Source organism: Trinickia symbiotica (genome assembly GCF_003028655.1).
GTDB classification, from domain to species: Bacteria; Pseudomonadota; Gammaproteobacteria; order Burkholderiales; family Burkholderiaceae; genus Trinickia; species Trinickia symbiotica_A.
Map to the genome: position 1 here is coordinate 136,860 of NZ_PYUC01000012.1, position 26,903 is coordinate 163,762.

24 protein-coding genes and 1 other RNA gene are annotated in these 26,903 nt (G+C 64.3%); 20 read left to right on the forward strand and 5 right to left on the reverse strand.

Annotated elements, in window-relative coordinates; all coding sequences use genetic code 11:
* Nucleotides 1-4 precede the first annotated feature (4 nt).
* Genes C9I57_RS22960 through C9I57_RS22975 form a run of 4 tightly spaced genes read left to right on the forward strand, consistent with a single transcriptional unit; the run spans nt 5 to nt 2,751 of the window.
* Nucleotides 5-379 carry an STAS domain-containing protein gene (locus C9I57_RS22960; protein WP_107152925.1) on the forward strand — a complete coding sequence of 125 codons (375 nt, stop codon included), beginning with the start codon at nt 5-7 and terminating at the stop codon, nt 377-379.
* Nucleotides 369-770: an anti-sigma regulatory factor gene (locus tag C9I57_RS22965; RefSeq protein ID WP_107152926.1), complete on the forward strand. Its 402-nt coding sequence runs from the start codon at nt 369-371 to the stop codon at nt 768-770. The genes C9I57_RS22960 and C9I57_RS22965 overlap by 11 nt, the downstream gene beginning before the upstream one ends.
* Nucleotides 758-1,390 carry a SpoIIE family protein phosphatase gene (locus C9I57_RS22970; RefSeq protein ID WP_219909903.1) on the forward strand — a complete coding sequence of 211 codons (633 nt, stop codon included), beginning with the start codon at nt 758-760 and terminating at the stop codon, nt 1,388-1,390. The genes C9I57_RS22965 and C9I57_RS22970 overlap by 13 nt, the downstream gene beginning before the upstream one ends.
* Nucleotides 1,387-2,751, forward strand: coding sequence for a PAS domain-containing protein (locus tag C9I57_RS22975; RefSeq protein WP_107152928.1), 1,365 nt, complete (start codon nt 1,387-1,389; stop codon nt 2,749-2,751). The genes C9I57_RS22970 and C9I57_RS22975 overlap by 4 nt, the downstream gene beginning before the upstream one ends.
* A 60-nt stretch (nt 2,752-2,811) precedes the next feature.
* Here C9I57_RS22975 and C9I57_RS22980 read toward each other — a convergent pair whose 3' ends face one another.
* Nucleotides 2,812-3,261 (reverse strand): ATP-binding protein, encoded by a 450-nt coding sequence (locus C9I57_RS22980; protein ID WP_107152929.1) that lies wholly within the window; start codon nt 3,259-3,261, stop codon nt 2,812-2,814.
* Nucleotides 3,262-3,583: 322 nt separating this feature from the next.
* Between C9I57_RS22980 and C9I57_RS22985 the strand changes: the two genes are divergently transcribed.
* The 3 genes from C9I57_RS22985 (at nt 3,584) to C9I57_RS22995 (ending at nt 7,458) form a co-directional block, all read left to right on the forward strand.
* A complete protein-coding gene (locus tag C9I57_RS22985; protein ID WP_107153003.1) occupies nt 3,584-5,236 on the forward strand; it encodes an acetolactate synthase large subunit in 1,653 nt (550 codons plus the stop codon).
* Between the two features lie 59 nt (nt 5,237-5,295).
* Nucleotides 5,296-6,732, forward strand: a complete 1,437-nt coding sequence (locus tag C9I57_RS22990) for an aldehyde dehydrogenase family protein (protein ID WP_107152930.1) — start codon at nt 5,296-5,298, stop codon at nt 6,730-6,732.
* Between the two features lie 195 nt (nt 6,733-6,927).
* Nucleotides 6,928-7,458 (forward strand): hypothetical protein, encoded by a 531-nt coding sequence (locus C9I57_RS22995; protein ID WP_107152931.1) that lies wholly within the window; start codon nt 6,928-6,930, stop codon nt 7,456-7,458.
* Between the two features lie 221 nt (nt 7,459-7,679).
* On the opposite strand, the gene ssrA is transcribed toward C9I57_RS22995, so the two are convergent.
* The 4 genes from ssrA to ompA all read right to left on the reverse strand — a co-directional run bounded on the left by ssrA (nt 7,680) and on the right by ompA (nt 10,510).
* Nucleotides 7,680-8,038, reverse strand: a transfer-messenger RNA (tmRNA) gene (ssrA, locus tag C9I57_RS23005).
* Nucleotides 8,039-8,142: 104 nt separating this feature from the next.
* Complete coding sequence (locus C9I57_RS23010; protein ID WP_107152933.1) at nt 8,143-8,865, reverse strand: HAD-IA family hydrolase; 723 nt, start codon at nt 8,863-8,865, stop codon at nt 8,143-8,145.
* 67 nt (nt 8,866-8,932) lie between these two features.
* Complete coding sequence (ubiG, locus tag C9I57_RS23015; protein WP_107152934.1) at nt 8,933-9,631, reverse strand: bifunctional 2-polyprenyl-6-hydroxyphenol methylase/3-demethylubiquinol 3-O-methyltransferase UbiG; 699 nt, start codon at nt 9,629-9,631, stop codon at nt 8,933-8,935.
* A 216-nt stretch (nt 9,632-9,847) separates the two neighbouring features.
* Nucleotides 9,848-10,510, reverse strand: a complete 663-nt coding sequence (ompA, locus tag C9I57_RS23020; protein ID WP_107152935.1) for an outer membrane protein OmpA — start codon at nt 10,508-10,510, stop codon at nt 9,848-9,850.
* Nucleotides 10,511-11,119: 609 nt separating this feature from the next.
* Here ompA and gyrA point away from each other — a divergent pair.
* From gyrA to C9I57_RS23085, 13 genes are all read left to right on the forward strand, one after another.
* The gene (gene gyrA, locus C9I57_RS23025; protein WP_107152936.1) at nt 11,120-13,729 is read left to right on the forward strand and encodes a DNA gyrase subunit A; all 2,610 of its coding nucleotides are present in this window, start codon (nt 11,120-11,122) and stop codon (nt 13,727-13,729) included.
* A 152-nt stretch (nt 13,730-13,881) separates the two neighbouring features.
* Complete coding sequence (locus tag C9I57_RS23030) at nt 13,882-14,493, forward strand: DUF2059 domain-containing protein (RefSeq protein ID WP_107152937.1); 612 nt, start codon at nt 13,882-13,884, stop codon at nt 14,491-14,493.
* Nucleotides 14,494-14,790: 297 nt separating this feature from the next.
* Nucleotides 14,791-15,873 carry a 3-phosphoserine/phosphohydroxythreonine transaminase gene (gene serC, locus C9I57_RS23035; protein ID WP_107152938.1) on the forward strand — a complete coding sequence of 361 codons (1,083 nt, stop codon included), beginning with the start codon at nt 14,791-14,793 and terminating at the stop codon, nt 15,871-15,873.
* Nucleotides 15,874-15,980: 107 nt separating this feature from the next.
* Nucleotides 15,981-17,063: a prephenate dehydratase gene (gene pheA / locus C9I57_RS23040; protein WP_107153004.1), complete on the forward strand. Its 1,083-nt coding sequence runs from the start codon at nt 15,981-15,983 to the stop codon at nt 17,061-17,063.
* Between the two features lie 70 nt (nt 17,064-17,133).
* Nucleotides 17,134-18,246: a histidinol-phosphate transaminase gene (hisC, locus tag C9I57_RS23045; RefSeq protein WP_107152939.1), complete on the forward strand. Its 1,113-nt coding sequence runs from the start codon at nt 17,134-17,136 to the stop codon at nt 18,244-18,246.
* 6 nt (nt 18,247-18,252) lie between these two features.
* Nucleotides 18,253-19,191 (forward strand): prephenate dehydrogenase, encoded by a 939-nt coding sequence (locus C9I57_RS23050; RefSeq protein ID WP_107152940.1) that lies wholly within the window; start codon nt 18,253-18,255, stop codon nt 19,189-19,191.
* Nucleotides 19,192-19,238: 47 nt separating this feature from the next.
* Nucleotides 19,239-20,612: a 3-phosphoshikimate 1-carboxyvinyltransferase gene (locus C9I57_RS23055; RefSeq protein ID WP_107152941.1), complete on the forward strand. Its 1,374-nt coding sequence runs from the start codon at nt 19,239-19,241 to the stop codon at nt 20,610-20,612.
* Between the two features lie 7 nt (nt 20,613-20,619).
* A complete protein-coding gene (gene cmk / locus C9I57_RS23060) occupies nt 20,620-21,294 on the forward strand; it encodes a (d)CMP kinase (protein ID WP_107152942.1) in 675 nt (224 codons plus the stop codon).
* Nucleotides 21,295-21,500: 206 nt separating this feature from the next.
* Complete coding sequence (gene rpsA, locus C9I57_RS23065) at nt 21,501-23,213, forward strand: 30S ribosomal protein S1 (protein WP_107152943.1); 1,713 nt, start codon at nt 21,501-21,503, stop codon at nt 23,211-23,213.
* Between the two features lie 23 nt (nt 23,214-23,236).
* Complete coding sequence (locus C9I57_RS23070; protein ID WP_018439097.1) at nt 23,237-23,560, forward strand: integration host factor subunit beta; 324 nt, start codon at nt 23,237-23,239, stop codon at nt 23,558-23,560.
* Nucleotides 23,561-23,884: 324 nt separating this feature from the next.
* Nucleotides 23,885-24,178, forward strand: a complete 294-nt coding sequence (locus tag C9I57_RS23075) for a LapA family protein (RefSeq protein WP_018439096.1) — start codon at nt 23,885-23,887, stop codon at nt 24,176-24,178.
* A gap of 71 nt (nt 24,179-24,249) precedes the next feature.
* Nucleotides 24,250-25,425 (forward strand): lipopolysaccharide assembly protein LapB, encoded by a 1,176-nt coding sequence (gene lapB / locus C9I57_RS23080; RefSeq protein ID WP_107152944.1) that lies wholly within the window; start codon nt 24,250-24,252, stop codon nt 25,423-25,425.
* Between the two features lie 57 nt (nt 25,426-25,482).
* Nucleotides 25,483-26,901, forward strand: coding sequence for a UDP-glucose dehydrogenase family protein (locus C9I57_RS23085; RefSeq protein ID WP_107152945.1), 1,419 nt, complete (start codon nt 25,483-25,485; stop codon nt 26,899-26,901).
* The last annotated feature ends 2 nt before the right edge of the window (nt 26,902-26,903 follow it).

A 26,903-nucleotide genomic window follows, 5' to 3' on the forward strand; every position in this document is an offset into this window, starting at 1 on the left:
GGCCGTGTCCGTTCCCATCCTCAAACAAGGCGATGTGCTCATCGCGTCGATTCAATCCGCGCTGTCGGATCAGGATCTCATCGACCTTCGCGACGGGTTCGCGGAGCGGATAGGGCACTTGCGGATCAAAGGTGTCCTCATCGACGTGACGGCACTCGACGTGCTCGATTCGTTCGCGACGCGCACGCTGCGCGCGATCGCCTATGTCGCGAAGCTGCGCGGCGCCGCGACGGTCGTCGTCGGCATTCAGCCCGACGTGGCGTTCGCGATGGTCCAACTCGGGCTTTCGCTCGACGGCGTCATCACCGCGCTCGATCTCGAAGAGGGGCTCGCGCATCTCGGCGGACAAGCGAGAGAGGGCCGCCGCCATGACGGGTGAGGTGCGGGTGCCGATCGAGCGCGAAGCCGATATCGTCACGGCTCGCCAGAAAGGTCGCGAGCTAGCCGCCGAGACGGGATTTTCGACGACTGACCAGACGATCATCGCGCTCGCGATCTCGGAGATGGCCCGAAACATCGTCTCCTATGCGAAGAGCGGCGAGATCGTCCTGTGCCGCCTCGACGACGGCGCGCGCAAGGGCATTCAGATCGTCGCTCGGGACGAAGGGCCGGGCATTCCCGACATCGAGCTCGCCATGCGTGACGGGTACTCGACGGGGAGGAGCCTTGGCGTCGGCCTGCCCGGCACGAAGCGCGTCATGGACGAATTCGAGTTGACGTCGGCGCTCGGCAAGGGCACGACGATCAAGATGAAGCGATGGCTGAGATGATTTACCCTACGCCCCCGTCCGGAGGCCCCGTCGTCGAATGGGGCTGGGCGGGTCGTGCGCTCGACGGGCCGTCGGGCGATCTTCACGTCGTCGTCCCGTTCGATGGCGGCACGCTCGTCGCATTGCTCGATGGGCTTGGACATGGCGACGCGGCGGCGGCCGCCTCGCAGGCTGCCGTCCCCGTGCTCGAAGCGCATGCGTCCGAGCCGGTCGCGCGCCTGGTGCAGCGATGCCACGAGGCGCTGCGCGGGACGCGTGGCGCCGTCATGACCCTGGCCTCGTTCGACGCGCGCGATGCCTCGCTGACGTGGACCGGGGTAGGTAACGTCGACGGTATTCTCTGCCGCGTTCGCGATGGCCGGCAGCGGCGCGACGAAGCGATTTCCACGCGCGGCGGCGTCGTCGGCTATCGGCTTCCGCCGCTGAAGGCCGATCGATTGCCGTTGTCGCGAGGCGACACGCTCGTCATGGCGACAGACGGCATTCGAAGCAATTTCTCCGCTGGCGTGACGATGGAGTACAGCCCCCAGGAAATCGCCGAGTCGATCCTCGTCCGCTACGGGAAGGATTCCGACGACGCGCATGTCGTCGTGGCGCGCTATCTCGGAGCCGCCTCATGACCGCGCGGCTCGACGCGCTCGTCGACGAATACGTCTCGAGTCTCGAGGCGTATCTCGGGCAGCGCGACGAGGCCGCACGGACACGCGCCTACGAATTGGGCCGGCGTGCGATGGTCGAGGGCTTGGGCGTGCTCGAGATGGCCGCGCTGCATCGCGCCGCGTTGGATACGCTCGTGTTGCCGGCTGCCGCCGATCGACAGCAACGCCTCGATGCTTCGACGGAGTTTTTCAACGAACTGCTCGCGCCGTTCGAGATGTCGCTGCACGGCTATCGCGCCGCGCTGGCGGCGAGCGAGGAGCGGTTTCAACTTGCCGTGAGCGGCGCGACGGCCGGACTGTGGGACTGGAATCCGCAGAGCGGAGAAGTCTATTTCTCGCCCCATTTCAAGGGGATCATGGGCTATGCGGATCACGAGCTGCCCAATGAGAGCCGTGCCCATCTCGATGCGATCCACCCCGACGATATCGGCCGCGTGAAGCAACGGCTGAACATGCATCTGCGCGAGCGCCGCCCGTACGATGTCGAGTATCGGCTGCTCACGAAATCGGGCGGATTCCGATGGGTTCAATCGCGCGGGCAGGCGTTATGGGACGATGCCGGGGAGCCCTATCGGATGGTGGGGTGGATCATGGACATCACGGATCGCAAGCGCGACGAGGAAGCGCTGCGCGTTTCGCGCGAAGAGCTGCGGCGCCTGTCCGCGCATATCCAGCGGATTCGTGAAGAGGAGAAGGCCCGGATCGCGCGCGAGCTGCACGATGACCTGGGGCAGCAACTGACCGCGCTGAAGATGGCCGCGACGCTCGCCGAGCACAAGAGCGCGAACCGCGCGGCACCGTCGCTATCGCAGGGCGACCTGCGCGGCATGTACGCGATGATCGATCAACTCATCGATTCAGTGCGGCGGATCGCGGCGGATCTGCGTCCGGTCATGCTCGACGATCTCGGGCTGATTCCGGCGATCGAATGGCTCGCCAGCGACTTTTCCGCACGCTATCAGGTGAAGGTGATCCGGCATATCGATGTCGACGCGATGGAGTTCAATCGCGAATGCAGGATCGAGGTGTTTCGCATGGTGCAGGAGGCGCTGACGAACGTTGCGCGCCATTCCGGCGCGACCGAGGTGGTGCTCGACATCGTCCGGCGCGATCCGCATTGCATCGTGCGCGTCGTCGACAACGGGCGCGGCGCCGCCGCGCGAGACTCCCGCTCCGGCCGGCACTCGTTCGGCCTGATCGGTATGCGAGAGCGCGCGGCGTTGCTCGGCGGCGAAATCCAAATCCGCACGGCGCCGGGCTCGGGCTTCGAGCTGACCGCCATTTTGCCGCTCGCGGCCGTCGAAGCGCGCGAAGAGAAATGATTCGGCGTGGGGTGAATCGGTTCCCGCCGTTGGCGTCGCGCGCGTGGCCGCGCGTTTGCTTCAGAGCGGTTTGTCCCAACCCCAATCGATTGCGTCGTTCCACTGCTTGAGCGTCACTGTCACGCCTGCGCCAACGACCGAATCGATCTCGAACTCGTCGACGAGACGCCGTGCGCCGGCGAGCCCCAGGCCCAGCCCATCGCCGGTCGAATAGCCATCCTGCATCGCCTGCGCGACATCCGCGATGCCCGGCCCCCAGTCCCGAGCGAGGACGGCAACGCCACGGCGTCCGCCGTCCGTGAGGGTGCCGAACGAGATATCCCCCTTTCCGGCGTGCACGAGGATATTGCGCGCGATCTCGGTGATGGCGGTTTCCAGCGCCGCGATCTTGGGCGGTGGGAGCGCTTCCTGCGCACCCAACTCGCGAACGCGGCGCCGCGCAACCGCGACGTCGGAATCGTCGCGGATCGCGAGACGGTCACCGGGTCCCGGCGTACGGTGCTCCGTCATGATGTGAGCCTGCCGGAGGACGCGAAGACTTTCCCGGATCCGTGATGCGCGGGGCGCGATGGCACACCGATGAGCCGACTCATGGCTCCTCCTGCGGAGCATGCGAGATTGCCCAATAAGATAAGCGAAGGCCCGGTTGCAAGCCAATGTTTTGTTACCGGAGTAATCTGTCCGACACGCGCGAGTGCGGCAGGCAAGATCGTTCGCTCGCGCGATCTGCTCTTTCGTTCGATCGCAGTTGCAGTTCCTCTTGCGCACGCCGGGCGTTTCATCCGCCGCCGCGCGCGCCCGCAATCGTCAAACGAATCCAACGAGAGTCTTCATGAAAGCATCCGATCTGTTCGTCAAGTCGCTCGAGGCCGAAGGCGTCGAATACGTATTCGGCATTCCGGGCGAGGAAAATCTCGACCTGCTGGAGTCGCTGCGCCGCTCGAAAATCAAGCTGGTGCTGACGCGCCATGAGCAGGCGGCCGGTTTCATGGCGGCGACGTACGGGCGGTTGACGGGTCGCACGGGCGTCTGCCTGTCCACGCTCGGCCCCGGCGCCACCAACTTCGTCACGGCCGCGGCCTACGCTCAGCTCGGTGGCATGCCGATGCTGATGGTGACGGGCCAAAAGCCGATCAAGACGAGCAAGCAGGGGCACTTTCAGATCGTCGACGTCGTGCGCATGATGGAGCCGCTCACGAAGTACTCGCGGCAAATCGTGTCGATCGGCAATATCCCGGCGTTGGTGCGCGAGGCGTTTCGCCGTGCCGAGGAGGAGCGGCCGGGTGCCACGCATCTCGAGCTGCCGGAAGACGTCGCGCACGAAGAGGGCGACGGCAAGCCGATTCCGAAGAGCTACAGCCGACGTCCCGTCGCCGAGGAAAAGGCCGTCGCGCATGCCGTCAGTGCGATCGGCGGGGCGAGGCATCCGCTTCTGATGATCGGCGCCGGCGGCAACCGCAAGACGACGCGCAAGGTGCTGCGCGAATTCGTCGACCAGACCGGCATCCCGTTCTTTACGACGCAGATGGGCAAGGGCGTGATCGACGAATCGCACCCTCTGTGGCTCGGAAACGCGACACTTTCGGACGGCGATTTCGTGCACCGCGCGATCGATCACGCGGACTGCATCATCAACGTCGGGCACGATGTGATCGAGAAGCCGCCGTTCTTCATGCGCGGCGCCGACGCGGGCGAGAAGACGGTCATCCACGTGAATTTCCTCGGTGCCGAAGTCGATCCTGTCTATTTCCCTCAGATCGAAGTCGTCGGCGACATCGCGAACGCGGTATGGCAGTTGAAGGAGAGCCTGAAAACGTGCGAGAAGCGGTGGGATTTCACGCGCTTTACCGAAATCAAGGAGCACTTCGAGGCGCACCTCGTGAAGGGGCAGCATGACGATCGGTTCCCGATGTACCCGGTACGGATCGTCAACGACGTCTACGAGACCATGCCCGAGGACGGCATCATCTGCCTCGACAACGGCATGTACAAGATCTGGTTCGCGCGCTACTACCGCGCGCACGAGCCGAACTCGCTGCTGCTCGATAACGCGCTCGCGTCGATGGGCGCGGGCTTGCCGTCCGCGATCGCGACGAAGATCGTGCATCCCGATCGCAAGGTCATCGCCGTCTGCGGCGACGGCGGCTTCATGATGAACTCGCAGGAGCTCGAAACGGCCGTACGGCTCAAGCTCGATCTCGTCGTGCTGATCTTGCGCGACGATGCATTCGGCATGATCCGCTGGAAGCAGGAGAACATGAACTTTCCGGACTACGGGATGACGCTTGCGAATCCCGATTTCGTCGACTATGCGAAGAGCTATGGCGCGCAGGGTCACCGCGTCACGTCGGCTGCCGAGTTCGCGCCGCTCGTGCGCGATTGCTTCGCGACGCCGGGGGTGCATGTGATCGACGTCCCCATCGACTATTCGGACAACGAGCGCGTGCTCAATCGCGAGATCAAACGGCTGTCGGCGCGGATCTGAGAGGAGAGAAGGGGGATTGATTTTCCTAAGCGAACGAATCGCACCCAGGAGAACATGACATGTTGAAACCGACCTATCCGTATTACCTTGCGAACGAACCGGTTGCGGCGAACACCGATCTCGAGGTCACCGACAAATACAGCGGCGAAGTCGCGACGCGTGTCGCGCTTGCCGACGCACAGGCCATCGACAAGGCGATCTCGGCCGCCGTCGACGCGATGCCGGCGTTGCGCGCCTACCCGCCGTTCAAGCGGCAGCTGGTGCTCGAGCATTGCGTGAAGCGCTTTCGCGAGCGCTACGACGAGCTCGCGATGGCGCTTTGCATAGAAGCCGGCAAGCCGATCAACGATTCGCGCGGCGAGGTCACGAGGCTCATCGATACATTCAAGGTCGCGGCCGAAGAGTCTGTCCGCATCGACGGCGAGGTCATCAACCTCGAAATATCGCAGCGGGCGAAGGGTTACCACGGCTATGTGAAGCGTGTGCCGATCGGACCGTGCTCCTTCATTTCGCCGTTCAATTTCCCGCTCAACCTTGCCGCGCACAAAGTGGCGCCGGCGCTCGCGGCGGGAGTGTCGTTCGTGATGAAGCCGGCGAGCCGCACGCCTATAGGTGCGCTCATCATTGCCGAGGTACTGGCCGAGACGGATTTGCCGAAAGGCGCCTTCTCCGTGCTGCCCGCTCATCGCGATGGCGCGGACTTGTTTACGACCGACGAGCGATTCAAGCTGCTTTCGTTCACAGGGTCGCCGGCCGTCGGCTGGGAACTCAAGAAAAAGGCGGGGAAGAAGAAGGTCATCCTCGAACTGGGCGGCAATGCTGCCGCGATCGTCGACGGCGACCAGGGCGGCAAGCTCGACTACGTGGTGGACCGGCTTGCCTTTGGGGCGTTCTATCAATCAGGGCAAAGCTGCATCGGCGTTCAGCGGATACTCATCCATGCGTCGCTATACGACGCGCTGCGGGAGAAGCTGATCGCGAAGACGAAGTCCCTGAAAATGGGCGATCCAAAGGACGAGAAGACCTTCGTCGGCCCCATGATCTCCGAATCGGAGTCGCGGCGCCTTGCCGGCTGGATGGAGGGTGCGGTGCAGGCGGGGGCGAAGATCATCGCGGGCGGGAACGTGGACGGCGCGATGTTCGAAGCGACGCTGCTCGAAGGTGTCAAGCGCGACACCGATCTCTATCGGCGGGAGGCATTCGGGCCCGTGGCGATCCTCGAGCGCTTCGATGATTTCGAGCAGGCGCTCGCGGTCGTCAACGACAGCGACTTCGGGCTGCAGGCAGGGATCTTCACCGATTCGCTTGCGCATGCGCACCGCGCGTGGGACGCGCTCGAGGTGGGCGGCGTCGTCATCAACGACGTGCCGTCGTTTCGCGTCGACAACATGCCGTACGGCGGCGTGAAGGATTCGGGGCTTGGACGCGAGGGTATTCGCTATGCGATCGAGGACATGACCGAACTGCGGCTGATGGTCGTGCGCGAGACGTGGTGAGCGCGGCGGAGGAGCTAAGCGCTGGCTGCAATCGGAACGGCGTGCGGCTCCTCCCGGTCATGGGCTTATCCGAATGGGCGATTTCGAGCCCGGTTTACGGCAGAAGGATCGATGAGGGTTTTGAGACGGATATGCTTCTGGCAACCATCGCCGAACGCCGCGACGCCGATCTCTTGAAATTGAATTGTTCCAGCAATGACTGCACCGACGAAAGAAGATTTCGAGCTACACCTGCGCCACTTGGACGATAGGCTCGAGGCGACCGCGAAGCTATTCGACGAAAGGCTCGACTCGCATAGAAAACTGTTCGATGAGCGCGTCAGTAGCGAGCGCGCCCTGCTGGCGCAATGGCGCGAGGCGCAACAAAAGTTGTTGGATGAACGGGATGTGCGTTTCGGGACAGTTCTCGAGGAATTTCGGAGCGAGGTGGCTGCCGCTCGATCCGAGTCGAGGTCCATTCGGTCCGAGATGGCGGAGTATGCTCGGAGCCTCAAGATTTTCATGGTGACGACCGCGATCGCGACCGTGGGTAGCATTGCGACTTTCAATGCCACCGTGCTGTCGAACATGGTTGCATCGTTCGACTCCGGCAGAACCTTGGCAGCCTCGCTCGCTGAAACCGCCAGTGAGTTGAAGCAGATCCAAAACGATGTAACAAAGACTCGGCAGGAAGTGCAGGAGCTGGTGGAGAGCCTCAGAGGACATCCCCGATCCAATGAGCCGTAGCCAGGACGCGGTGGTAGTCGGCACGCCGCTTGGTACGCACGGCACGGACAGGCTCTATCGCGGCGGATCGACGGACGCGATCAGCGAGTATCTGGGCTCCCAGCTCGAACGAAGCTTCGCGCATGACGGCGAGGGATGTCGAATGACCGCGGAAAGCAAAAGCCCCGCGGCTTATCAGTCACGGGGCTTTCATGGAAGAGGACGAATGCTGCGATGATGTTTGGTGGAGCCGGCGGGAATCGAACCCGCGTCCGCAAATAGTCCACAGCCAGTTCTACATACTTAGTTCTGTCATTTGATTTAACCGCACCGACGCGGACGAACACGCTTCGTTACGGCGAGTCGCTAGGTTTTCGGCTCCGGCCTCGCGACGCTGCCGGAGATTAGCTGACGTGAATGACCTCGCTGGTCTTGCGACCCTAGCCCGTCAGCGAGCCAGTGCGAGGTTGGCGGGGTTTAAGCCGCCAATGCGTACGTTTCGTCGTTCGCAGTTACTTAAGTTCCCATTGATTTACGAGGTGACGGGTCCTCGGTATGCCCTGCACTGCTTCGTTATCCACGTCGAAACCAGGTCGGCCCCGGTCGAAGGATGAATTATCCCACAGAACGCAAGATGGTGCGCCCCCTCGGGAATTCAAGAGCCCAACTGGGAACCGAGGGCCCTCAATCGCCGGCGCATTCGGTTCAGGCGCGGCAGTTGAGCCCGGCGAGCAGTCGCCGCAATTGAACCGGCGAGTCGACGATATGCTGCGCGTGCCACATCGCCGGCGGCAGGTCGGTGCCGCAATAGCCGTAGGCCGCAGCGACTGTCACCATGCCGGCGGCGAAGCCCGCCTGGACATCGCGCAGGTCGTCGCCTACATAGGCGACGATGTCGGGCCGCATCGCCAGCACCTGAGCCGCGTGAAGGAGCGGGGCGGGATGAGGCTTCGCGTGAGGCGTCGTGTCGCCGGCAACGACGCAATGCGCCCGGCTTGCAAGCCCCAGTCGTTCGACGAGCGGCATCGTCAGCCGACCGACCTTGTTCGTCACGATCCCCCAGCGGAGATCGCGCGCGTCGAGCTCGTCGAGCAGTTCCGCGATGCCCGGAAAGAGCGTCGTCTCGATGCAGAGATCAGTCTCGTAATTGGCGAGAAACTCTTCGCGCATCGCCGGGAATTCTCGATGCTCGGGTCCGATCCCGAACGCGCCGCCGATGAGCCCGCGCGCACCGGCCGAGGCGAGCGGTCGCAACTGCTCGAGCGGCACCGTCTCGAGTCCGCGATCCGCGCGCATTTTATTCGCGGCGGCCGCGAGATCGGGCGCGGTGTCGGCCAGCGTGCCGTCAAGATCAAAGAGAACGGCCCGGCAAAGATCGATCGAGCCGACGCCAAGGCGCGGATCGGGTTGGGGAATCGGTTGATTCATGGGAAGGAGGGCGTGAAAAGCGGGATGGCGAAGGCCGCCGGCTCGAGCCTGCGGCCACGCTTGTGCCTCAACCGTCGCGGCGGCAGGCAAACATATAGTTGACGCTCGTATCGTCCGAGAGCCCGAAGCGCTTGCCGAGCGGCCGGTACGTGATGCCCTTCAGGTCGGCAGCGGTGAGCCCCGCGGCTCGAGCGAAGGCCGCCAGCTCCGACGGGCGGATGAAACGCGCATAGTCGTGCGTGCCTTTCGGCAGCATCTGGGCGATGTATTCGGCCCCGATGACCGCGAAAAGGTACGACTTGACGTTCCGGTTCAGCGTCGAGAAGAAGACCCACCCGCCCGGCTTGACGAGCGTGGCGGTGGCTTTCACGATCGCGGCCGGATCGGGCACGTGCTCGAGCATTTCCATGCACGTGACGACGTCGTAGCTCGCCGGCTCTCGCGCCGCGAGTGCCTCGGCCGAGATCTCCTCGTACTCGACGGAAACTCCGCTTTCGAGACTGTGGAGATCGGCCACGCCAAGCGCTTCCGACGAAAGATCGATCCCTTTGACTTGCGCGCCGAGCCCCGCCATCGATTCGGACAGGATGCCGCCGCCGCAGCCGATATCGAGCACACGCTTGGCCGGAAGATGCGCATGGGCGTCGATCCACCCTAGCCGAACGGGATTCAGGTCGTGCAGCGGCTTGAACTCCGCATTCGGATCCCACCAGCGATGAGCGAGATCGCTGAATTTCTGTAGCTCATGGGGATCGGCGTTCGTCATAGGTTCGAAGGAGGTCAAAGCCTGCGGTCAGTTCCGAGTATATCGAGGCTCGTGCGCTGACAAAAGCAAACCGGCGCCAACTGACGGCGCAACGGCGCCCGCGCACGGAGATGATCGGGGGATGCCGGGCCCCGGCGACGGCGGCCGGCAGAAAAAAACCCCGCCGAGGCGGGGTTTTGCCGCAAGACGCCCGCAAAGGCGCCGTTGCTTCTATTATTACTGACCTTGCTGCACTTGCTTCGTGCCGACGACTTCGACTTCCACGCGGCGGTTCGGCTGCAGGCAGGCCTTCAGAGCGGCCGTGACCTTCTTGCCCGCGCATTCCTTGACCGGGTTGCGCTTGCCCTTGCCTTCCGTGTAGATCTTGTTCGCCGGGATACCCTTGCTGACCAGGTACGCCTTCACAGCTTGCGCACGGCGCAGCGACAGACGGTCGTTGTACTTGTCCGAACCGATGCGGTCCGTGTAACCCGTGGCGACGACCACTTCGAGGTTCGTGTTTTGCAGCTGGCTCGCCAGATCGTCGAGCTTGGCCTTGCCTTCGGGCTTCAGGACAGCCTTGTCGAAGTCGAACAGCGTGTCAGCCGAGAACGTGACCTTTTGGCTCGTGATGGCCGGCGGCGCGGGCGGCGGAGCGACCGGCGGCGTCGGGGCTTGCGCGACGAGAGCGCCGTCGCACTTGGCGTTCGCCGTTGCCGGCGTCCAGAAAGCATCGCGCCAGCAAAGCTCGTTCGTGCCGTTCATCCACACGTATTCGCCGGTGCCGTTGACCCAGTTGTCATTCGTGGCTTGTCGCGACGCCGGCACCGACTGTGCCGAAGCGGATGCAGCCATGACTGCGGTAGCTGCAATGAACGCGAGCTTTGAAAGTTTATTCATATTTCTCCTCTCGAAATTGAGATTACCGCAGGTTTACTGCGAGCTTTGATGACAAAGACTAGTCATACATTGCTCGAAGTATAACATCGGTGCAGCGCAGAAACGGGCGGCCATGCAGACACTTCGAGCAGCGTCTAGCCGAGTGCGTTGGCATTTTGCCATATCGTTCCCTTCTTACGAAAAAAAAGTTCCCCGAGCTCGGGCCGTCTCATTCGAATGTGGTGCATCAGCAACAGCGAAGCAGGACGGGCGTTTGCGGCCGATGGGCCGGGGCACGGTCCGTGCCAGCACAGAAGAAAATTCGACTCGCGGCGCGCGCGCCAGCTGAGTCAAATCTTCCGACGGACCTGCTGCACGCCGCACTCGCCGCGGCTCGCGAAATGCCTCGAGAACGCCTTCGCGAGCTTCCCCAATGGGGGATACGTACCTGCGGCGGGCGGGCGTCTGCCGCATGTTAGAATCGCGTGATGCCCGGCGCTCGCTTGGGCCGTGCGGGAACGAACCGGATGATCGAGGCGACTCGAGCGGTCGGACAAAGGTCGGAGCAGCGTGCCGGCCGTCGTCGAAACGCCTGTCCGGGCTCGTCCTCGCCTGAACAAGACACGGATAATGGATCAATTCGCCAAAGAGACTCTGCCCATCTCCCTCGAGGAGGAAATGCGCCGCTCGTACATCGAGTACGCGATGAGCGTCATCGTGGGGCGCGCGCTTCCCGACGTCCGAGACGGCCTGAAGCCCGTGCACCGGCGCGTCCTTTACGCGATGCACGAGCTCAACAACGACTGGAATCGCGCCTATAAAAAGTCGGCGCGTATCGTCGGCGACGTCATCGGTAAGTACCATCCGCACGGCGATCAGGCGGTCTACGACACGATCGTGCGCATGGCGCAGCACTTCTCGCTGCGCTACATGCTCGTCGACGGGCAGGGCAATTTCGGTTCGGTCGACGGCGATAACGCCGCGGCGATGCGCTACACCGAAATCCGCATGGCGAAGATCGGCCACGAGCTGCTCGCCGATATCGACAAGGAAACGGTCGACTTCGGACCGAACTACGACGGCAGCGAGAACGAGCCGCTGATTCTGCCCGCTCGCATTCCGAACCTGCTGATCAATGGCTCGTCGGGCATCGCGGTCGGGATGGCGACGAACATTCCGCCGCACAATCTCGGCGAGGTCGTCGACGCCTGCCAGCATCTTCTGAAGAATCCGGCCGCGGGCATCGACGAGCTGCTGGAAATCATTCCGGCGCCCGATTTCCCGACGGGCGGCATCATCTACGGCCTCGCCGGCGTGCGCGAGGGCTACCGCACGGGCCGCGGGCGCGTCGTGATGCGCGCGAAGACGCATTTCGAGGAGATCGACCGCGGCCAGCGCATGGCGATCATCGTCGACGAGCTCCCCTATCAGGTCAACAAGCGCTCGCTGCTCGAGCGCATCGCCGAGCTCGTCAACGAGAAGAAGCTCGAGGGTATTTCCGATATTCGCGACGAGTCGGACAAGAGCGGCATGCGTGTCGTGATCGAGCTCAAGCGCGGCGAGGTGCCCGAAGTCGTCCTCAACAATTTGTACAAGGCGACGCAGCTCCAGGATACGTTCGGCATCAATCTCGTCGCGCTCGTCGACAACCAGCCGAAGCTCCTCAATCTGCGGGAGATGCTCGAGGCGTTCCTCGCGCACCGGCGCGAGGTGCTCACGCGGCGCACCGTCTACGAATTGCGCAAGGCGCGCGAGCGCGGCCACGTGCTCGAGGGCCTTGCGGTCGCGCTCGCGAACATCGACGAATTCATCGCCATCATCAAGGCGGCGCCGACGCCACCGATCGCGAAGCAGGAGCTGATGGCGCGCGCCTGGGATTCGTCGCTCGTGCGCGAGATGCTGACGCGCGCCGAAAGCGACAATGCGGCGGCGGGCGGGCGCGAAGCCTACCGGCCCGAAGGGCTGAACCCGGCGTTCGGCATGCAGGGCGACGGGCTCTACAAGCTTTCCGATACGCAGGCGCAGGAAATTCTGCAGATGCGCCTACAACGCCTCACGGGCCTCGAGCAGGACAAGATCATCGGCGAGTATCGCGAGGTGATGGCGCAGATCGCCGATCTGCTCGACATTCTCGCGCGCCCCGAGCGGATCACGACGATCATCGGCGACGAGCTCGCCGCGGTGAAGGCCGAGTTCGGCGATGCGCGCCGCTCGACGATCGAGCTCAACGCGACCGAGCTCAACACCGAGGATCTGATTACACCGCAGGACATGGTCGTCACGATGTCGCACGCGGGCTACGTGAAGTCCCAGCCGCTGTCCGAATACCGTGCGCAAAAGCGCGGCGGGCGCGGCAAGCAGGCCACGCAGATGAAGGAAGACGACTGGATCGACACGCTCTTCATCGCCAACACGCACGACCACATTCTCTGCTTCTCGAACCGCGGACGCGTCTATTGGGTGAAGGTCTACGAGGTGCCGCAAGGCTCGCGCAATTCGCGCGGGCGGCCGATCGTCAATATGTTCCCGCTGCAGGAAGGCGAAAAGATCAACGTCGTCTTGCCGGTCAAGGAATTTTCGGCCGACAAGTTCGTTTTCATGACGACGTCGCTCGGCACCGTGAAGAAGACGCCGCTGGAGGCTTTCAGCAGACCATTGCGCAAAGGTATCATTGCGGTCGGGCTCGACGAGGGCGATTATCTGATCGGCGCCGCGATCACGGACGGTCAGCACGATGTGATGCTGTTCTCCGACGCCGGCAAGGCGGTGCGCTTCGACGAGAACGACGTTCGCCCGATGGGCCGCGAGGCGCGCGGCGTGCGCGGCATGCAGCTCGAGGAGGGGCAGCAGGTCATCGCGATGCTCGTGGCGGGCAGCGAGACGCAGTCGGTGCTGACGGCAACCGAGAACGGCTACGGCAAGCGCACGCCGATTGCCGAGTACACGCGGCACGGCCGCGGCACGAAGGGGATGATCGCGATCCAGACGTCGGAGCGCAACGGCAAGGTGGTCGCGGCGACGCTCGTCGACGCCGAGGACGAAATCATGCTGATCACGACCACGGGTGTGCTGATCCGCACGCGCGTCTCGGAGATCCGCGAGATGGGCCGCGCGACGCAGGGTGTTACACTCATCAGCCTTGACGAAGGCACGAAACTCTCCGGTCTTCAGAAGATCGCCGAAGCGGACGCGGATGGCGAAGTCGCCGAGGACGGCAACGGCGAGGGCGGCGAAGCCTGATCACACATGGATGGACGCTTCGCCGAACGGCGTTTTACGGTCGGCGGACAGCACTCGGCCATGACGCGCGAATGGCGGGGGAGAGGGCCGCGCAGCGTAAGCTGCGAGCCACGCGCGCGAGATAATCGACTTATTTTTTAGAGGGAGTGAAGATGCAACGACGTTTCAAGCAATGGATGCTGCTGGCCGCCTTCGTGCCGACCTTCGCGATGGCGCAAGCGCTCCAGTCGCAGCAGTCGGCTCCGGCGGCGCCGGCACCGGCCGCCGATGCGAACGATCCGGCCAAGCAAGGCGCGATCAAGGAACTGCTTGCCGCGATCGACGCGCAAAAACTCGTCAGCGCGATCGGCAACAGCGCGCAGATGCAGGCGAAGCAGCTCGTTCCGGCGATTCTGTCGGACGCGTTGACCGAGAACAAGTCGATGACGGATAAGCAGAAGCAGGCCGCCGTGCCTACTCTGCAGAAGAACGCGGTGCCGAAGCTCGTCGACTCGGCGGGCCAGGTTTTCGCGAGCGACCAGTTCCGCCAGGACGCGATGCAGGCCCAATATGAAGCCTACGCGAAGTACTACACGACGCAGGAAATCAAGGACCTGACGACGTTCTACAAGAGCCCGACCGGCCGCAAGTTCATCGAGGTGCAAGACCAGGTGGGCCGCGACGTCGTCAACGGCCTCATGCAGAAGTACATGCCGCAATCGATCAAGGCGACGCGCGACCAGGCCGACAAGGAAGTCGCGGGAGTCAAGCCGGCGGCCAAGTAAGTTCGGCGGCGAGCCGCATCGGCCGCTCTCGGGCGGCCATGGCCGCGGCGGCAGTTGGGGCTGCGGCTCGCTGCCCGGCGTGCCTGAGGCCTTCCGAACAGAGGCTTGGGCGCCGGGCATCACGCGCGTTCCGTCGTCGTTTATACGGCACTGCGATAAAATGGTCGTTTGCGCGATATGCGCGGACGGCCATTTTTCTTTTTTCGACTGGGTCGGACTCTCGCAGCCGGCCCTGTCGCCGCCAGGCCGTTCGCTTTCGCCGCAGCGCTTCACCATCGATCTCGGGGGTTTTTCAAGATGCGCGTCTTCAACTTCGCTGCCGGCCCGGCCGCCATGCCGGAGGAGGTGCTGCGCCAAGCGGCCGAAGAAATGCTCGATTGGCGCGGCAGCGGCATGAGCGTGATGGAGATGAGCCATCGCGGGCGCGAGTTCATGTCGATCCACGAAGAGGCGCTGGTCGATCTGCGCGAGCTGCTCGAAGTGCCCGCGAGCCATCACATTCTTTTCATGCAGGGCGGCGGACTGGCCGAGAACGCGATCGTTCCGATGAACATGCTCGGCTCGCGCAAGACGGCCGATTTCGTCTTAACGGGCTCGTGGTCGAACAAATCGTTCAAGGAGGCGGCGAAGTACTGCACGCCGCACCTCGCCGCGAGCGGCGAGACGTCCGACGGCTTCACGCGCGCGCCGCGGCGCGCCGAATGGCAGCTGTCCGACGATCCGGCGTACGTCCATCTCTGCACGAACGAGACGATCCACGGCGTCGAGACGTTCGACATCCCCGATCTCGGCGACATACCGCTCGTCGCCGACGTCTCCTCGCACGTGCTGTCGCGCCCGCTCGATGTCGCCAAGTTCGGCGTGCTGTTCGGCGGCGCGCAGAAGAACATCGGGATGGCGGGCGTGACGCTCGTCGTCGTGCGCGAGGACCTGCTCGAGCGGGCGCTGGCGATCTGCCCGTCGGCGTTCGAGTGGAAGACCGTCGCCGCGCACAACTCGATGTACAACACGCCGCCCACCTACGCGATCTACATCGCCGGGCTCGTCTTCAAGTGGCTGAAGCGCCAGGGCGGTGTGCGGGCGATCGAAGCGCGCAACGTCGAGAAGTCGAAACATCTTTACGACACGATCGACGCGAGCGACTTTTATATCAACAAGGTTGAACGCGCTTCGCGTTCGCGGATGAACGTGCCGTTCTTTCTCGCGGACGAGTCGCGCAATGAAGATTTCCTTGCCGGCGCGAAAGCGCGCGGGCTGATGCAGCTGAAGGGCCACAAGTCCGTCGGCGGCATGCGGGCGTCGATCTACAACGCGGTGCCGCTCGAAGGCGTCAAGGCGCTCGTCGAGTATATGAAGGAATTCGAAAAGGACCGCGCATGACGCGCGAAACCGGGCGCGCGCCGGCTCCATCGCGTGTCGATCCGCCGGATGGCGATCGACGCGAGGGCACCGGCCGCTTGCCGACTTTCGACATGGCCGTTTCACGCATGGACGACGAACTGAATTCAAGATTGAAGCCGCTGCGCGACCGCATCGATGCGATCGACGAGCAGTTGATTGCGCTGCTCAACCAGCGCGCGGCGATCGCGCTCGAAGTGGGCGAGGTCAAGAAGGACTACAACGCACCCGTGTTTCGGCCCGAGCGCGAGCAGCAGGTCATCGCGCGGCTGCAACAGATGAGCGGCGGGCCGCTCGCCGATGATCACATCGGCGCCATCTGGCGCGAGATCATGGCGGCGAGCCGCGCGCTCGAGCGGCCGATTACCGCGGCGTTTCTCGGTCCGCTCGGCACCTATAGCGAAGAAGCGGTGCACGAGTATTTCGGGCATTCGATCGAGGGCGTGCCGTGCCTCACGATCGACGAGGTGTTTCGCGCCGTCGAAGCCGGAAGCGCGGAATACGGCGTCGTGCCCGTCGAGAACTCGAGCGAGGGAGCCGTCGCGCGTACGCTCGATCTGCTCTTGCAGACGCAGCTCCTGATCGGCGGCGAAATCGTGCTGCCGATCCGCCACAATCTGCTCACGCAAAGCGGCACGGTGACCGACATCACACGCGTGTGCGCGCATGCGCAGTCGCTCGCGCAGTGTCAGCGCTGGCTCGCCGCGAATCTGCCGCATGTCGAGCGCCAGGCCGTGTCGAGCAACGCGGAAGGGGCGCGGCTGGCTGCGGAAGATCCCGGTGTCGCCGCCATCGCCGGCGAGCGCGCCGCCTCGCGTTATGGGCTGCAGATCGTCCATGCGGCGATTCAGGACGATCCGCACAACCGCACGCGCTTCGTCGTCATCGGCCGCGCGCCGGCCGGCGTGAGCGGCTACGATCTGACTTCGCTGATCGTCTCGGTCAAAAACGAGCCGGGTGCCGTCTTCAAGCTGCTCGAGCCCCTCGCGAAGCACGGCGTCTCGATGACGCGCTTCGAATCGCGGCCCGCGCGCATGGGGACGTGGGAGTACTACTTCTATATCGATGTCGAGGGCCATCGCGACGATGCGTCGGTGGCGGCGGCCCTCGCCGAGCTCGGGACAAAGGCGGCGTTCCTCAAGATTCTCGGCTCGTATCCGCGCTCGCGCTAAAGCGCGAGCCGCCGCCATCCACGATCCATTCCGTACTCAGTCGAGAGAGACGTTCGCCCTGGAGACATATATGACCATCCAATACGGCCCTTCCTACGTGCGCCAGATCGCGCCCTACATCGCCGGCAAGCCGATCTCCGAAGTCGCGCGCGAGTTCGGGCTCGACGAGGCGCGCATCGTCAAGCTCGCGTCGAACGAGAATCCGCTCGGCATGCCCGACTCGGCGAAGGCCGCAATGGCGGCGGCCGTGGCGGAGCTGGGCCGTTATCCCGATTCGAACGCGTTCGAGCTGAAGGGCGCGCTCGCCAAGCGATACGAAGTGCCGGCCGAGTGGATCACGCTCGGTAACGGCAGCAACGACATCCTCGAGCTCGCCGCGCATGCGTTCGTCGAAAAAGGGCAATCGATCGTCTACGCGCAGTACTCGTTCGCCGTTTATGCGCTTGCGACACAAGGGCTCGGCGCACGAGCGATCGTGACGCCGGCCGTCCAGTACGGTCATGACCTCGATGCGATGCTGCGCGCGATCGAACCCGATACGCGCCTCGTCTTCATCGCGAATCCGAACAACCCGACCGGCACGTTCATCGAAGGGCCCGCGCTCGAGGCGTTTCTCGAGAAGGTGCCAAAGAATGTCGTCGTCGTGCTCGACGAGGCCTACACCGAGTACCTGCCCGTCGAGAAGCGCTACGACTCGATCGCCTGGGTGCGCCGCTATTCGAACCTGCTCGTCTCGCGGACGTTCTCGAAGGCCTACGGCCTGGCCGGGCTGCGCGTCGGCTTCGCGATCGCGCAGCCCGAGCTGACCGATTTGCTGAACCGTCTGCGCCAGCCGTTCAACGTCAATACGATCGCGCAGGCCGCGGCCGTCGCCGCGCTCGGCGATCGCGCATTTCTCGAAAAAAGCGCCGCGCTGAACGCGGCCGGCTATCGGCGCTTGACCGAGGCGTTCGACAAGCTGGGCCTCGAGTATGTGCCGTCGTTCGGCAACTTCGTGCTCGTGCGCGTCGGCAATGACGACGGCGCGGGCGCGCGCGTCAATCTCGCGCTGCTGAAGGCGGGCGTGATCGTGCGGCCCGTCGGCAACTACGGGTTGCCGCAGTGGCTGCGCGTGACCATCGGCCTGCCCGAGGAAAACGAGGCGTTCATCGCGGCGCTCGAGCAGGCACTCGCGGTGGGCTGAGCCGTCGTGACTTCTTTCACTTTCGAGAAACTCGTCATTTTCGGCGTCGGCCTGATCGGCGGCTCGCTCGCGCGCGCGTTGCGCGAAGGCGGGCGGGCAGCGGCGGGCGGCATCGTCGTCGGCGTCGGCCGCTCGCTCGCCACAGCCGAGCGGGCGAAGGCGCTCGGCGTCGTCGACGAGGTCGCCGCGCTCGACGACGACGACGCTTTGCGCCGCGCGCTTGGCGGGGCCGACCTGGTTCTCATCGCGGCGCCCGTCGCGCAGACCGAGCCGCTGCTCGCGCGGATCGCGCCGTTTCTCGGCGAGGCGACGCTCGTCACCGATGCCGGCAGCACCAAAACGGACGTCGTGGCGGCCGCGCGCGCGGCCCTCGGCGCGTCGATCGGGCAATTCATACCGGGTCATCCGATCGCGGGCCGCGAGTCGAGCGGCGTCGAGGCGGCGCTGCCCGATCTTTATGTCGGGCGCAACGTCGTCCTGTGCCCGCTCGCCGAGAACCGGGCCGCCGACGTGGCGCGCATCGAGGCGCTCTGGCGGGCCGCCGGCGCCGAGGTGCGGACGATGGAAGCCGGGCAGCACGACCGCGTGTTCGCGTCGGTCAGCCATCTGCCGCACCTGCTCTCGTTCGCGCTGGTCGAGCAGATTCTCGGGGAGCCCGACGCGGCGTTGAAGTTCTCGTTTGCCGCGGGGGGCTTTCGCGACTTTACGCGGATCGCGGCTTCGAGCCCCGAAATGTGGCGCGACGTTTGCTTGGCGAACCGGACTGCGCTGCTGGCCGAGCTCGACGGCTACGCGGCGGTGCTCGCGCGGCTGCGCGCCGCGATCGTGGCGGGCGACGGCGCGACGCTCGAAACCGTCTTCACCCGTTCCCGCGAGGCACGCGCCGCGTGGCAGGAGCGCGGCGCTCAGGCTGCCGGCCCCGCCGGCGATCTCGCCGCCAAATGAATCGATCCGGAGCGATCCGGAGCAGACCCGAACAGGACCCGACAGATATGGACTTTCTCGACCTCGGACCGTATTCCCATGCCGAGGGCACCATCAGGCTGCCCGGCTCCAAGAGCATCTCGAACCGCGTGCTGCTGCTTGCCGCGCTCGCCGAGGGCGAAACGACGATCTCGAACCTGCTCGATTCCGACGATACGCGCGTCATGCTGGACGCGCTTGCGAAGCTCGGCGTTCGATTCGTGCGCGAAGGCGACACCTGTGCCGTAACGGGCACGCGCGGCGCATTCACGGCGAAGTCGGCCGATCTTTTTCTCGGCAACGCCGGTACCGCAGTGCGGCCGCTGACGGCCGCGCTCGCCGTCAATGGCGGCAACTATCGCGTATTCGGCGTGCCGCGCATGCACGAGCGGCCGATCGGCGACCTCGTCGATGGTCTGCGGCAGATCGGCGCGCGCATCGACTACGAAGAAAACGAAGGCTTTCCGCCGCTTCGGATCCGCCCGGCGGAGATAGCGGTCGACGGCCCGATCCGCGTGCGCGGCGACGTGTCGAGCCAGTTCCTGACGGCACTCTTGATGACGCTGCCGCTCGTGCGCCTGAAGCGGCCGGCGGGCGATGTTCGCGGCGCGCCCGAGGCTGCTTCAGGCGCAGGAGCGGGCGTCGGCGAGCGGGTCGACATGATCACGATCGAAGTCGACGGCGAGCTAATCTCGAAGCCCTATGTCGAGATCACGATGCGTTTGATGGAACGCTTCGGCGTGATCGTCGAGCGTGACGGGTGGCGGTGTTTCCGCGTGCCGGCCGGCGTGCGCTACAAGTCGCCGGGCTCGATCATGGTCGAAGGCGATGCATCGTCGGCTTCGTACTTTCTCGCGGCCGGCGCGCTCGGCGGCGGCCCTGTCCGTGTCGAAGGCGTCGGGCGCGCGAGCATCCAGGGCGACGTCGAGTTCGCCGAGGCGCTTTCGCAAATGGGCGCCAACGTCTCGATGGGCGACGACTGGATCGAGGTGCGCGGCGTCGGCCACGACGACGGCCGGCTCCAGCCCGTCGACATGGACTGCAATCTGATTCCCGATGCGGCGATGACGCTCGCCGTTGCGGCGCTCTCCGCACGCGGCATCACGCGCTTGCGCAACATCGGCAGCTGGCGCGTGAAGGAGACGGACCGCATCGCGGCGATGGCGAACGAGTTGCGCAAGGTCGGCGCCACGATCGAGGAGGGGCCCGATTACATTGCCGTCAGGCCGCCCGCGGCACTCACGCCCAATGCGGCGATCGACACCTACGACGATCACCGGATGGCGATGTGCTTTTCGCTCGTGAGCCTCCTCGGCGTGCCGGTGCGCATCAACGATCCGAAGTGCGTCGCGAAGACGTTCCCCGACTACTTCGACCGCTTCAAGACGCTCGTCGCACCGTGACCGCCCGATGAAATCGACCCGTCCCTACCACCAGACTCCCGTCATCACGATCGACGGGCCGACCGCCTCGGGCAAAGGCACGGTCGCCGCGCTCGTGGCGGCTCGGCTCGGCTTCCACCTGCTCGACAGCGGCGCGCTGTACCGGCTCGCCGCGCTCGCGAGCTTGCGCTATGACGTGGCGCCCGATGCGGCCGATGCCCTCGTCGCGCTCGTCGACGATCTCCATATCACGTTTCGGGAGGGGCTGGCCCAGCTCGACGGCGTCGACGTATCGGACGAAATCCGCGCCGAGGCCATCGGCAACCGCGCGTCGGCGATCGCCGTGCACCAGCCGGTGCGGGCGGCGCTCGTGGCGCGCCAGCGCGCGTTTCGCAAGGAGCCGGGGCTCGTCGCCGACGGCCGCGACATGGGCACGGTGATCTTTCCCGACGCGGCGCTGAAGGTGTTCCTGACGGCGAGTGTCGAGGCACGCGCGGAGCGGCGGTATAAGCAATTGATCCAAAAAGGCTTTTCTGCTAATATGGATGACTTGCTCCGGGATTTGCGTGAGCGCGACGCACGCGATACGAACCGCGCCGCCGCGCCGCTCAAGCCCGCTGCAGATGCGAAGCTGCTCGATACCTCCGCGCTTTCGATCGACGAAGCCGTCGATCAGGTGGTGCAGTGGTATGGAGCACCGTAGGTGTTTCGCGAGCGCGTCCGAAGTTGCCGGGAAGTCGATGCGGATGATGGCGGCCGAGGGTGCGAAAGCGTGAAACGTGGTGTTAACCCTTAACCCCGTATGGCGTTCGCCGTTGTGCGCGCCCCGGTTCGGTGCCCGCTCGTGATCGATTCGAGCGCGAGGCCGGATCCAGGCGCTCGGCGCGAAGCCATGCAAATACGATTTTTATGTCCGACCTGCAAACCTCCAACCCGAATACCGAATCTTTCGCGGCTCTGTTCGAAGAGTCGCTGACCAAGCAAGACATGCGCGCGGGCGAAGTGATCTCCGCCGAAGTCGTGCGCGTGGACCACAACTTCGTGGTCGTCAACGCGGGTCTCAAGTCCGAAGCCTACATTCCGATCGAGGAATTCCTGAACGATCAGGGCGAGGTGGAAGTGCAGGCGGGCGACTTCGTCTCGGTCGCGATCGACGCGCTCGAGAACGGCTATGGCGACACGATCCTGTCGCGCGACAAGGCGAAGCGCCTTGCTTCGTGGCTGTCGCTGGAAAAGGCGCTCGACAACAACGAGCTCGTCACCGGCACGATCACGGGCAAGGTGAAGGGCGGCATGACCGTCATGGTCAACGGCATCCGCGCGTTCCTGCCGGGCTCGCTCGTCGACACGCGCCCCGTCAAGGATACGACTCCTTACGAAGGCAAGACGCTCGAATTCCGCGTCATCAAGCTCGATCGCAAGCGTAACAACGTCGTGCTTTCGCGCCGTGCCGTGATCGAGGCGACGCAAGGCGAAGAGCGCGCGAAGCTGCTCGAGACGCTGAAGGAAGGCGCGATCGTCAACGGCGTCGTCAAGAACATCACCGATTACGGCGCGTTCGTCGACCTCGGCGGGATCGACGGCCTGCTGCACATCACCGACATCGCATGGCGCCGCGTGCGTCACCCGAGCGAAGTGCTGTCCGTCGGCCAGGAAGTCACGGCGAAGATCCTCAAGTTCGATCAGGAAAAGAACCGCGTCTCGCTCGGCATCAAGCAGCTCGGCGACGATCCGTGGGAAGGCATCTCGCGCCGCTACCCGTCGGGCACGCGTCTTTTCGGCAAGGTCACGAACATCACTGACTACGGTGCGTTCGTCGAAGTCGAGTCGGGCATCGAAGGTCTCGTCCACGTTTCCGAAATGGACTGGACGAACAAGAACGTGGCGCCTTCGAAGGTCGTTCAGCTCGGCGACGAAGTCGAAGTCATGGTGCTCGAGATCGACGAAGACCGTCGTCGTATCAGCCTCGGCATGAAGCAGTGCAAGCCGAATCCTTGGGACGACTTCAGCCGCAACTTCAAGAAGGGCGACCGGATCAGCGGCGCGATCAAGTCGATCACCGATTTCGGCGTCTTCATCGGCCTGCCCGGCGGCATCGACGGTCTCGTCCACCTGTCGGATCTCTCGTGGAGCGAGTCGGGCGAGGAAGCCGTCCGCAAGTACAAGAAGGGCGACGAAGTGGAAGCGGTCGTGCTCGGCATCGACGTCGAGAAAGAGCGCATTTCGCTCGGCATCAAGCAGCTCGAAGGCGACCCGTTCAGCAACTTCGTTGCGATGAACGACAAGGGCTCGATCGTCGACGGCACGGTCAAGTCGGTCGATGCCAAGGGCGCGGTGATCACGCTCACGGCTGACGTCGAAGGCTATCTGCGCGCGTCGGAAATCGCGCAGGACCGCGTCGAGGATGCCCGCAACGCGCTCAAGGACGGCGACAAGATCAACGCGATGATCATCAACATCGATCGCAAGTCGCGCAGCATCAACCTGTCGATCAAGGCCAAGGATTCGGCCGAGCAGCAAGAGGCGATGCGCGGTCTGCAAGCCGATACGAGCGCGGCGGCTTCGGGTACGACGAACCTCGGCGCGCTGTTGAAGGCCAAGCTCGACGGCCAGAATCAGTGAGCTCTTGAGAGGTCTGCCGCAGTATGACCAAATCCGAATTGGTCGCCCAGCTGGCAGCGCGATTTCCGCAACTCGTCTTGAAGGATGCGGATTTCGCGGTGAAAACGATGCTCGATGCGATGTCCGAGGCACTCGCCAAGGGTCATCGCATCGAAATTCGCGGCTTCGGCAGTTTCGGCCTCAATCGTCGTCCGTCCCGTGTGGGACGCAATCCGAAGTCGGGGGAGAAGGTGCTCGTGCCGGAAAAGCACGTGCCGCATTTCAAGCCCGGCAAGGAATTGCGGGAGCGGGTGGACCGTCGCGCAGGTGAGCCGCTGAAGGTCGCCGACGACGCCGACGATGCGTGAGCGCGCTGCGCAAGCAGGATCGTCCGGCCGTAGTCGACTGCCGGCAACCGATCGAATGCCGATCGATGGCAATGAAAAAAGCGCCCCAGGGCGCTTTTTTCATGGGCGACGGATACCGCGGCGAGGCAGCCGTCAGCCTTTCGCCGGCACGCATCACGCCCGACGAATGGGGCCTTTCCATTACAATACGGGGCGTTTCGCCAGGGCGGCGGCGCGCCCTGGGGCCGTCGCATTCCGAAGCTGCTCAGTCGGCTGCCTACCGCTGCGTCGATGGCCGTTCCGCGCGGCGCCGCCCTCGATTGAGCCTACCCTCAAGAGTGACCTATGAAAGTCATCGTCTGGTTGATCCGTGCGCTGGTCTTCGTGCTGCTGCTCGTGCTCGCGCTCGCGAACACACAGAGCGCTACCTTGAATTTCCTCGCCGGATACGCCTGGCAGGCGCCGTTGATCCTGATCGGCCTCGCGTTTTTCGGCGTCGGTCTGCTTGCCGGGCTCGTTTCCGCGCTGCCGGCCGTCGTGCGGCTCCGGTTCGAGAACGGGCGGCTCAAGCGCGAACTGCGCACGGCGCGTGAAACGCCGGCTGCCGTCAGCGAGCCGCCGCTACCGCCCGTGGTCTAACTTTCGGCGGCCGCAAGACCCCAGTCGTCCACCTTTCCCCTATCGTTTAACCGGCCAACGTCCACCCACGCATGGATCTCGATTTCTGGTGGCTGCTCATCATCCCGGTGGCGTTCGCGCTCGGCTGGATGGCGGCGCGCTACGACCTGAAAGCGCTGCTGTCCGAGAGCGCCAATCTGCCGCGGTCCTATTTTCGCGGCCTCAATTTTCTGCTCAACGAGCAGCCGGACCAGGCCATCGATGCATTCATCGAAGTCGTCAAGCTCGACCCCGAAACGATCGAGCTTCACTTCGCGCTCGGCAACCTGTTCCGGCGGCGCGGCGAAACCGACCGCGCGATCCGCATTCATCAGAACCTGTTGAGCCGCGCCGACTTGCCCGCCAACGAGCACAGTCATGCGCTGATCGAGCTCGGCCAGGACTTTCTGAAGGCTGGCCTGCTCGATCGCGCGGAAGAGACGTTCGCGCGGCTCGACAGCGGCGAGCATGCGCTCGCCGCGCAACGGGCGCTGTTGACGATCTACGAAATCGAAAAGGAATGGCGCAAGGCCATCGAAACCGCCGCCAAGCTCGAGGCCATGGGCGCCCCATCGCTCGCCAAGGAGGTTGCCCAGTTTCATTGCGAGCTGGCGCAGGAGGCGCTCAATCGGAAGAACGGCGCGCAAGCGGCGGACGAGCTTGCGTTGGCGCTCGAGGCCAACCCGCAGAACGTTCGGGCGACGATATTGGCTGGTGACGTGGCGGCGGCCGCCGGTGAGCATGAGGCTGCGATCGCGGCCTGGCGCCGTGTCGAAGAGCAGAACCCCACCTACTTGCCGCTCGTGGCCGAGAAACTGATGAAGGGCTACGCGGCGCTTTCGAGAGCGGACGAGGGCGCCGAGTTGCTGACGGAATACGTCAAGCGCTATGGATCGAACGACTTGCTCGATATCGCTTATCCGCACGTCGCGGCGTTGCGCGGCGACGACGTCGCCCATACGTTGGCCCGCGAGCAGATGCGCGCATCGCCGAATCTCGCCGGCATGACGCGGCTCATCGAGGCACAAATGGCGGCGGCCGAAGAGCCGCGCCGCAGCGAGCTCGAGCTGATTCGCATGCTGATCAAGCAGCGCACCAAAAATCTGCCACGATACACGTGCCAAAATTGCGGTTTCCGGGCGAGGCTTTTCTATTGGCAGTGCCCCGGCTGCAGCGGCTGGGAAACCTATGCGCCGCGCCGGGTCGAGCCGATCGCGACGCCGCAATGAAGTTGCTCGCCGGCTGCTGCCAGCGGCCGGCCCCAACCAGTGAACGTTTGAACGCTCATGAAAATCACCATCATCGGTACGGGTTATGTCGGTCTTGTCACGGGTGCCTGTCTTTCGGAAATCGGCAACGACGTCTTCTGTCTCGACGTCGATCCGCGCAAGATCGACATTCTCAATAACGGCGGCGTGCCGATCCACGAGCCGGGGCTTCGGGAAATCATCGCGCGCACGCGCGCGCACGGGCGCATCACGTTTTCGACGGACGTGAAAGCGAGCGTCGAGCATGGCGAGATTCAGTTCATCGCCGTCGGAACGCCGCCCGACGAGGACGGTTCGGCCGATCTTCAATATGTGCTCGAGGCGGCACGCAATATCGGCCGCTATATGAACGGCTTCAAGGTGATCGTCGACAAATCGACGGTGCCCGTCGGCACGGCCGAGCGCGTGCGTTCCGTCGTCATGGCTGAGCTCGACGCGCGCGGCGTCGGCGGCAGCGACGCTCACGCGTTCTCGGTCGTCTCGAATCCCGAGTTTCTCAAGGAAGGCGCGGCGGTCGAGGACTTCATGCGGCCGGACCGCATCGTGATCGGCATCGACGACGATGAGCGGGGCCGGCTCGCGCGCGAGAAGATGAAGCGCCTTTATGCGCCTTTCAACCGCAATCATGAGCGCACGCTCTACATGGACGTTCGCTCGGCCGAGTTCACGAAGTATGCGGCCAACGCCATGCTGGCCACGCGTATCTCATTCATGAACGAGATGTCGAATCTGGCCGACCGCGTCGGAGCGGACATCGAGGCCGTGCGACGCGGCATCGGCTCCGATCCGCGCATCGGCTATCACTTTCTCTATGCGGGCGTCGGCTACGGCGGCTCGTGTTTTCCGAAAGACGTGCAGGCGCTCGTGCGCACCGCGGGCGAGAATGGGCAGCGGCTGCGCATTCTCCAAGCGGTCGAGGACGTGAACCATGAGCAAAAGGAAGTGCTTGTGCAGAAGATCGAGAACGTGCTCGGCCGCGATTTGACGGGGCGCACATTCGCCGTCTGGGGGTTGTCGTTCAAGCCGAACACCGATGACATGCGCGAGGCGCCGAGCCGGCGCGTGATTGCCGCGCTGCTCGCGCGCGGCGCTCGCGTGCGCGCCTACGATCCCGTTGCGCTCGATGAGGCGCGGCGCGTGTTCGCGCTCGATCTGGCCCATGAACCCGATGCGCTCGCGCGGCTCTCGCTCGTGAGCTCGCAGGAAGAAGCGCTGCCGGATGCCGACGCGCTCGTCATTCTGACCGAATGGAAGGAGTTCAAGAGCCCCGACTTCATGCACATGACATCGGTGCTGAAAACCTCCGTCATTTTCGACGGCCGCAATCTCTACGAACCGGAAGCGATGGCCGAGCTCGGCATCGACTACTACGCGATCGGGCGCCCTCATGTCCAAATCGACACCGCAATCCACTCCTCGACCGATCACGGCGCCTGACG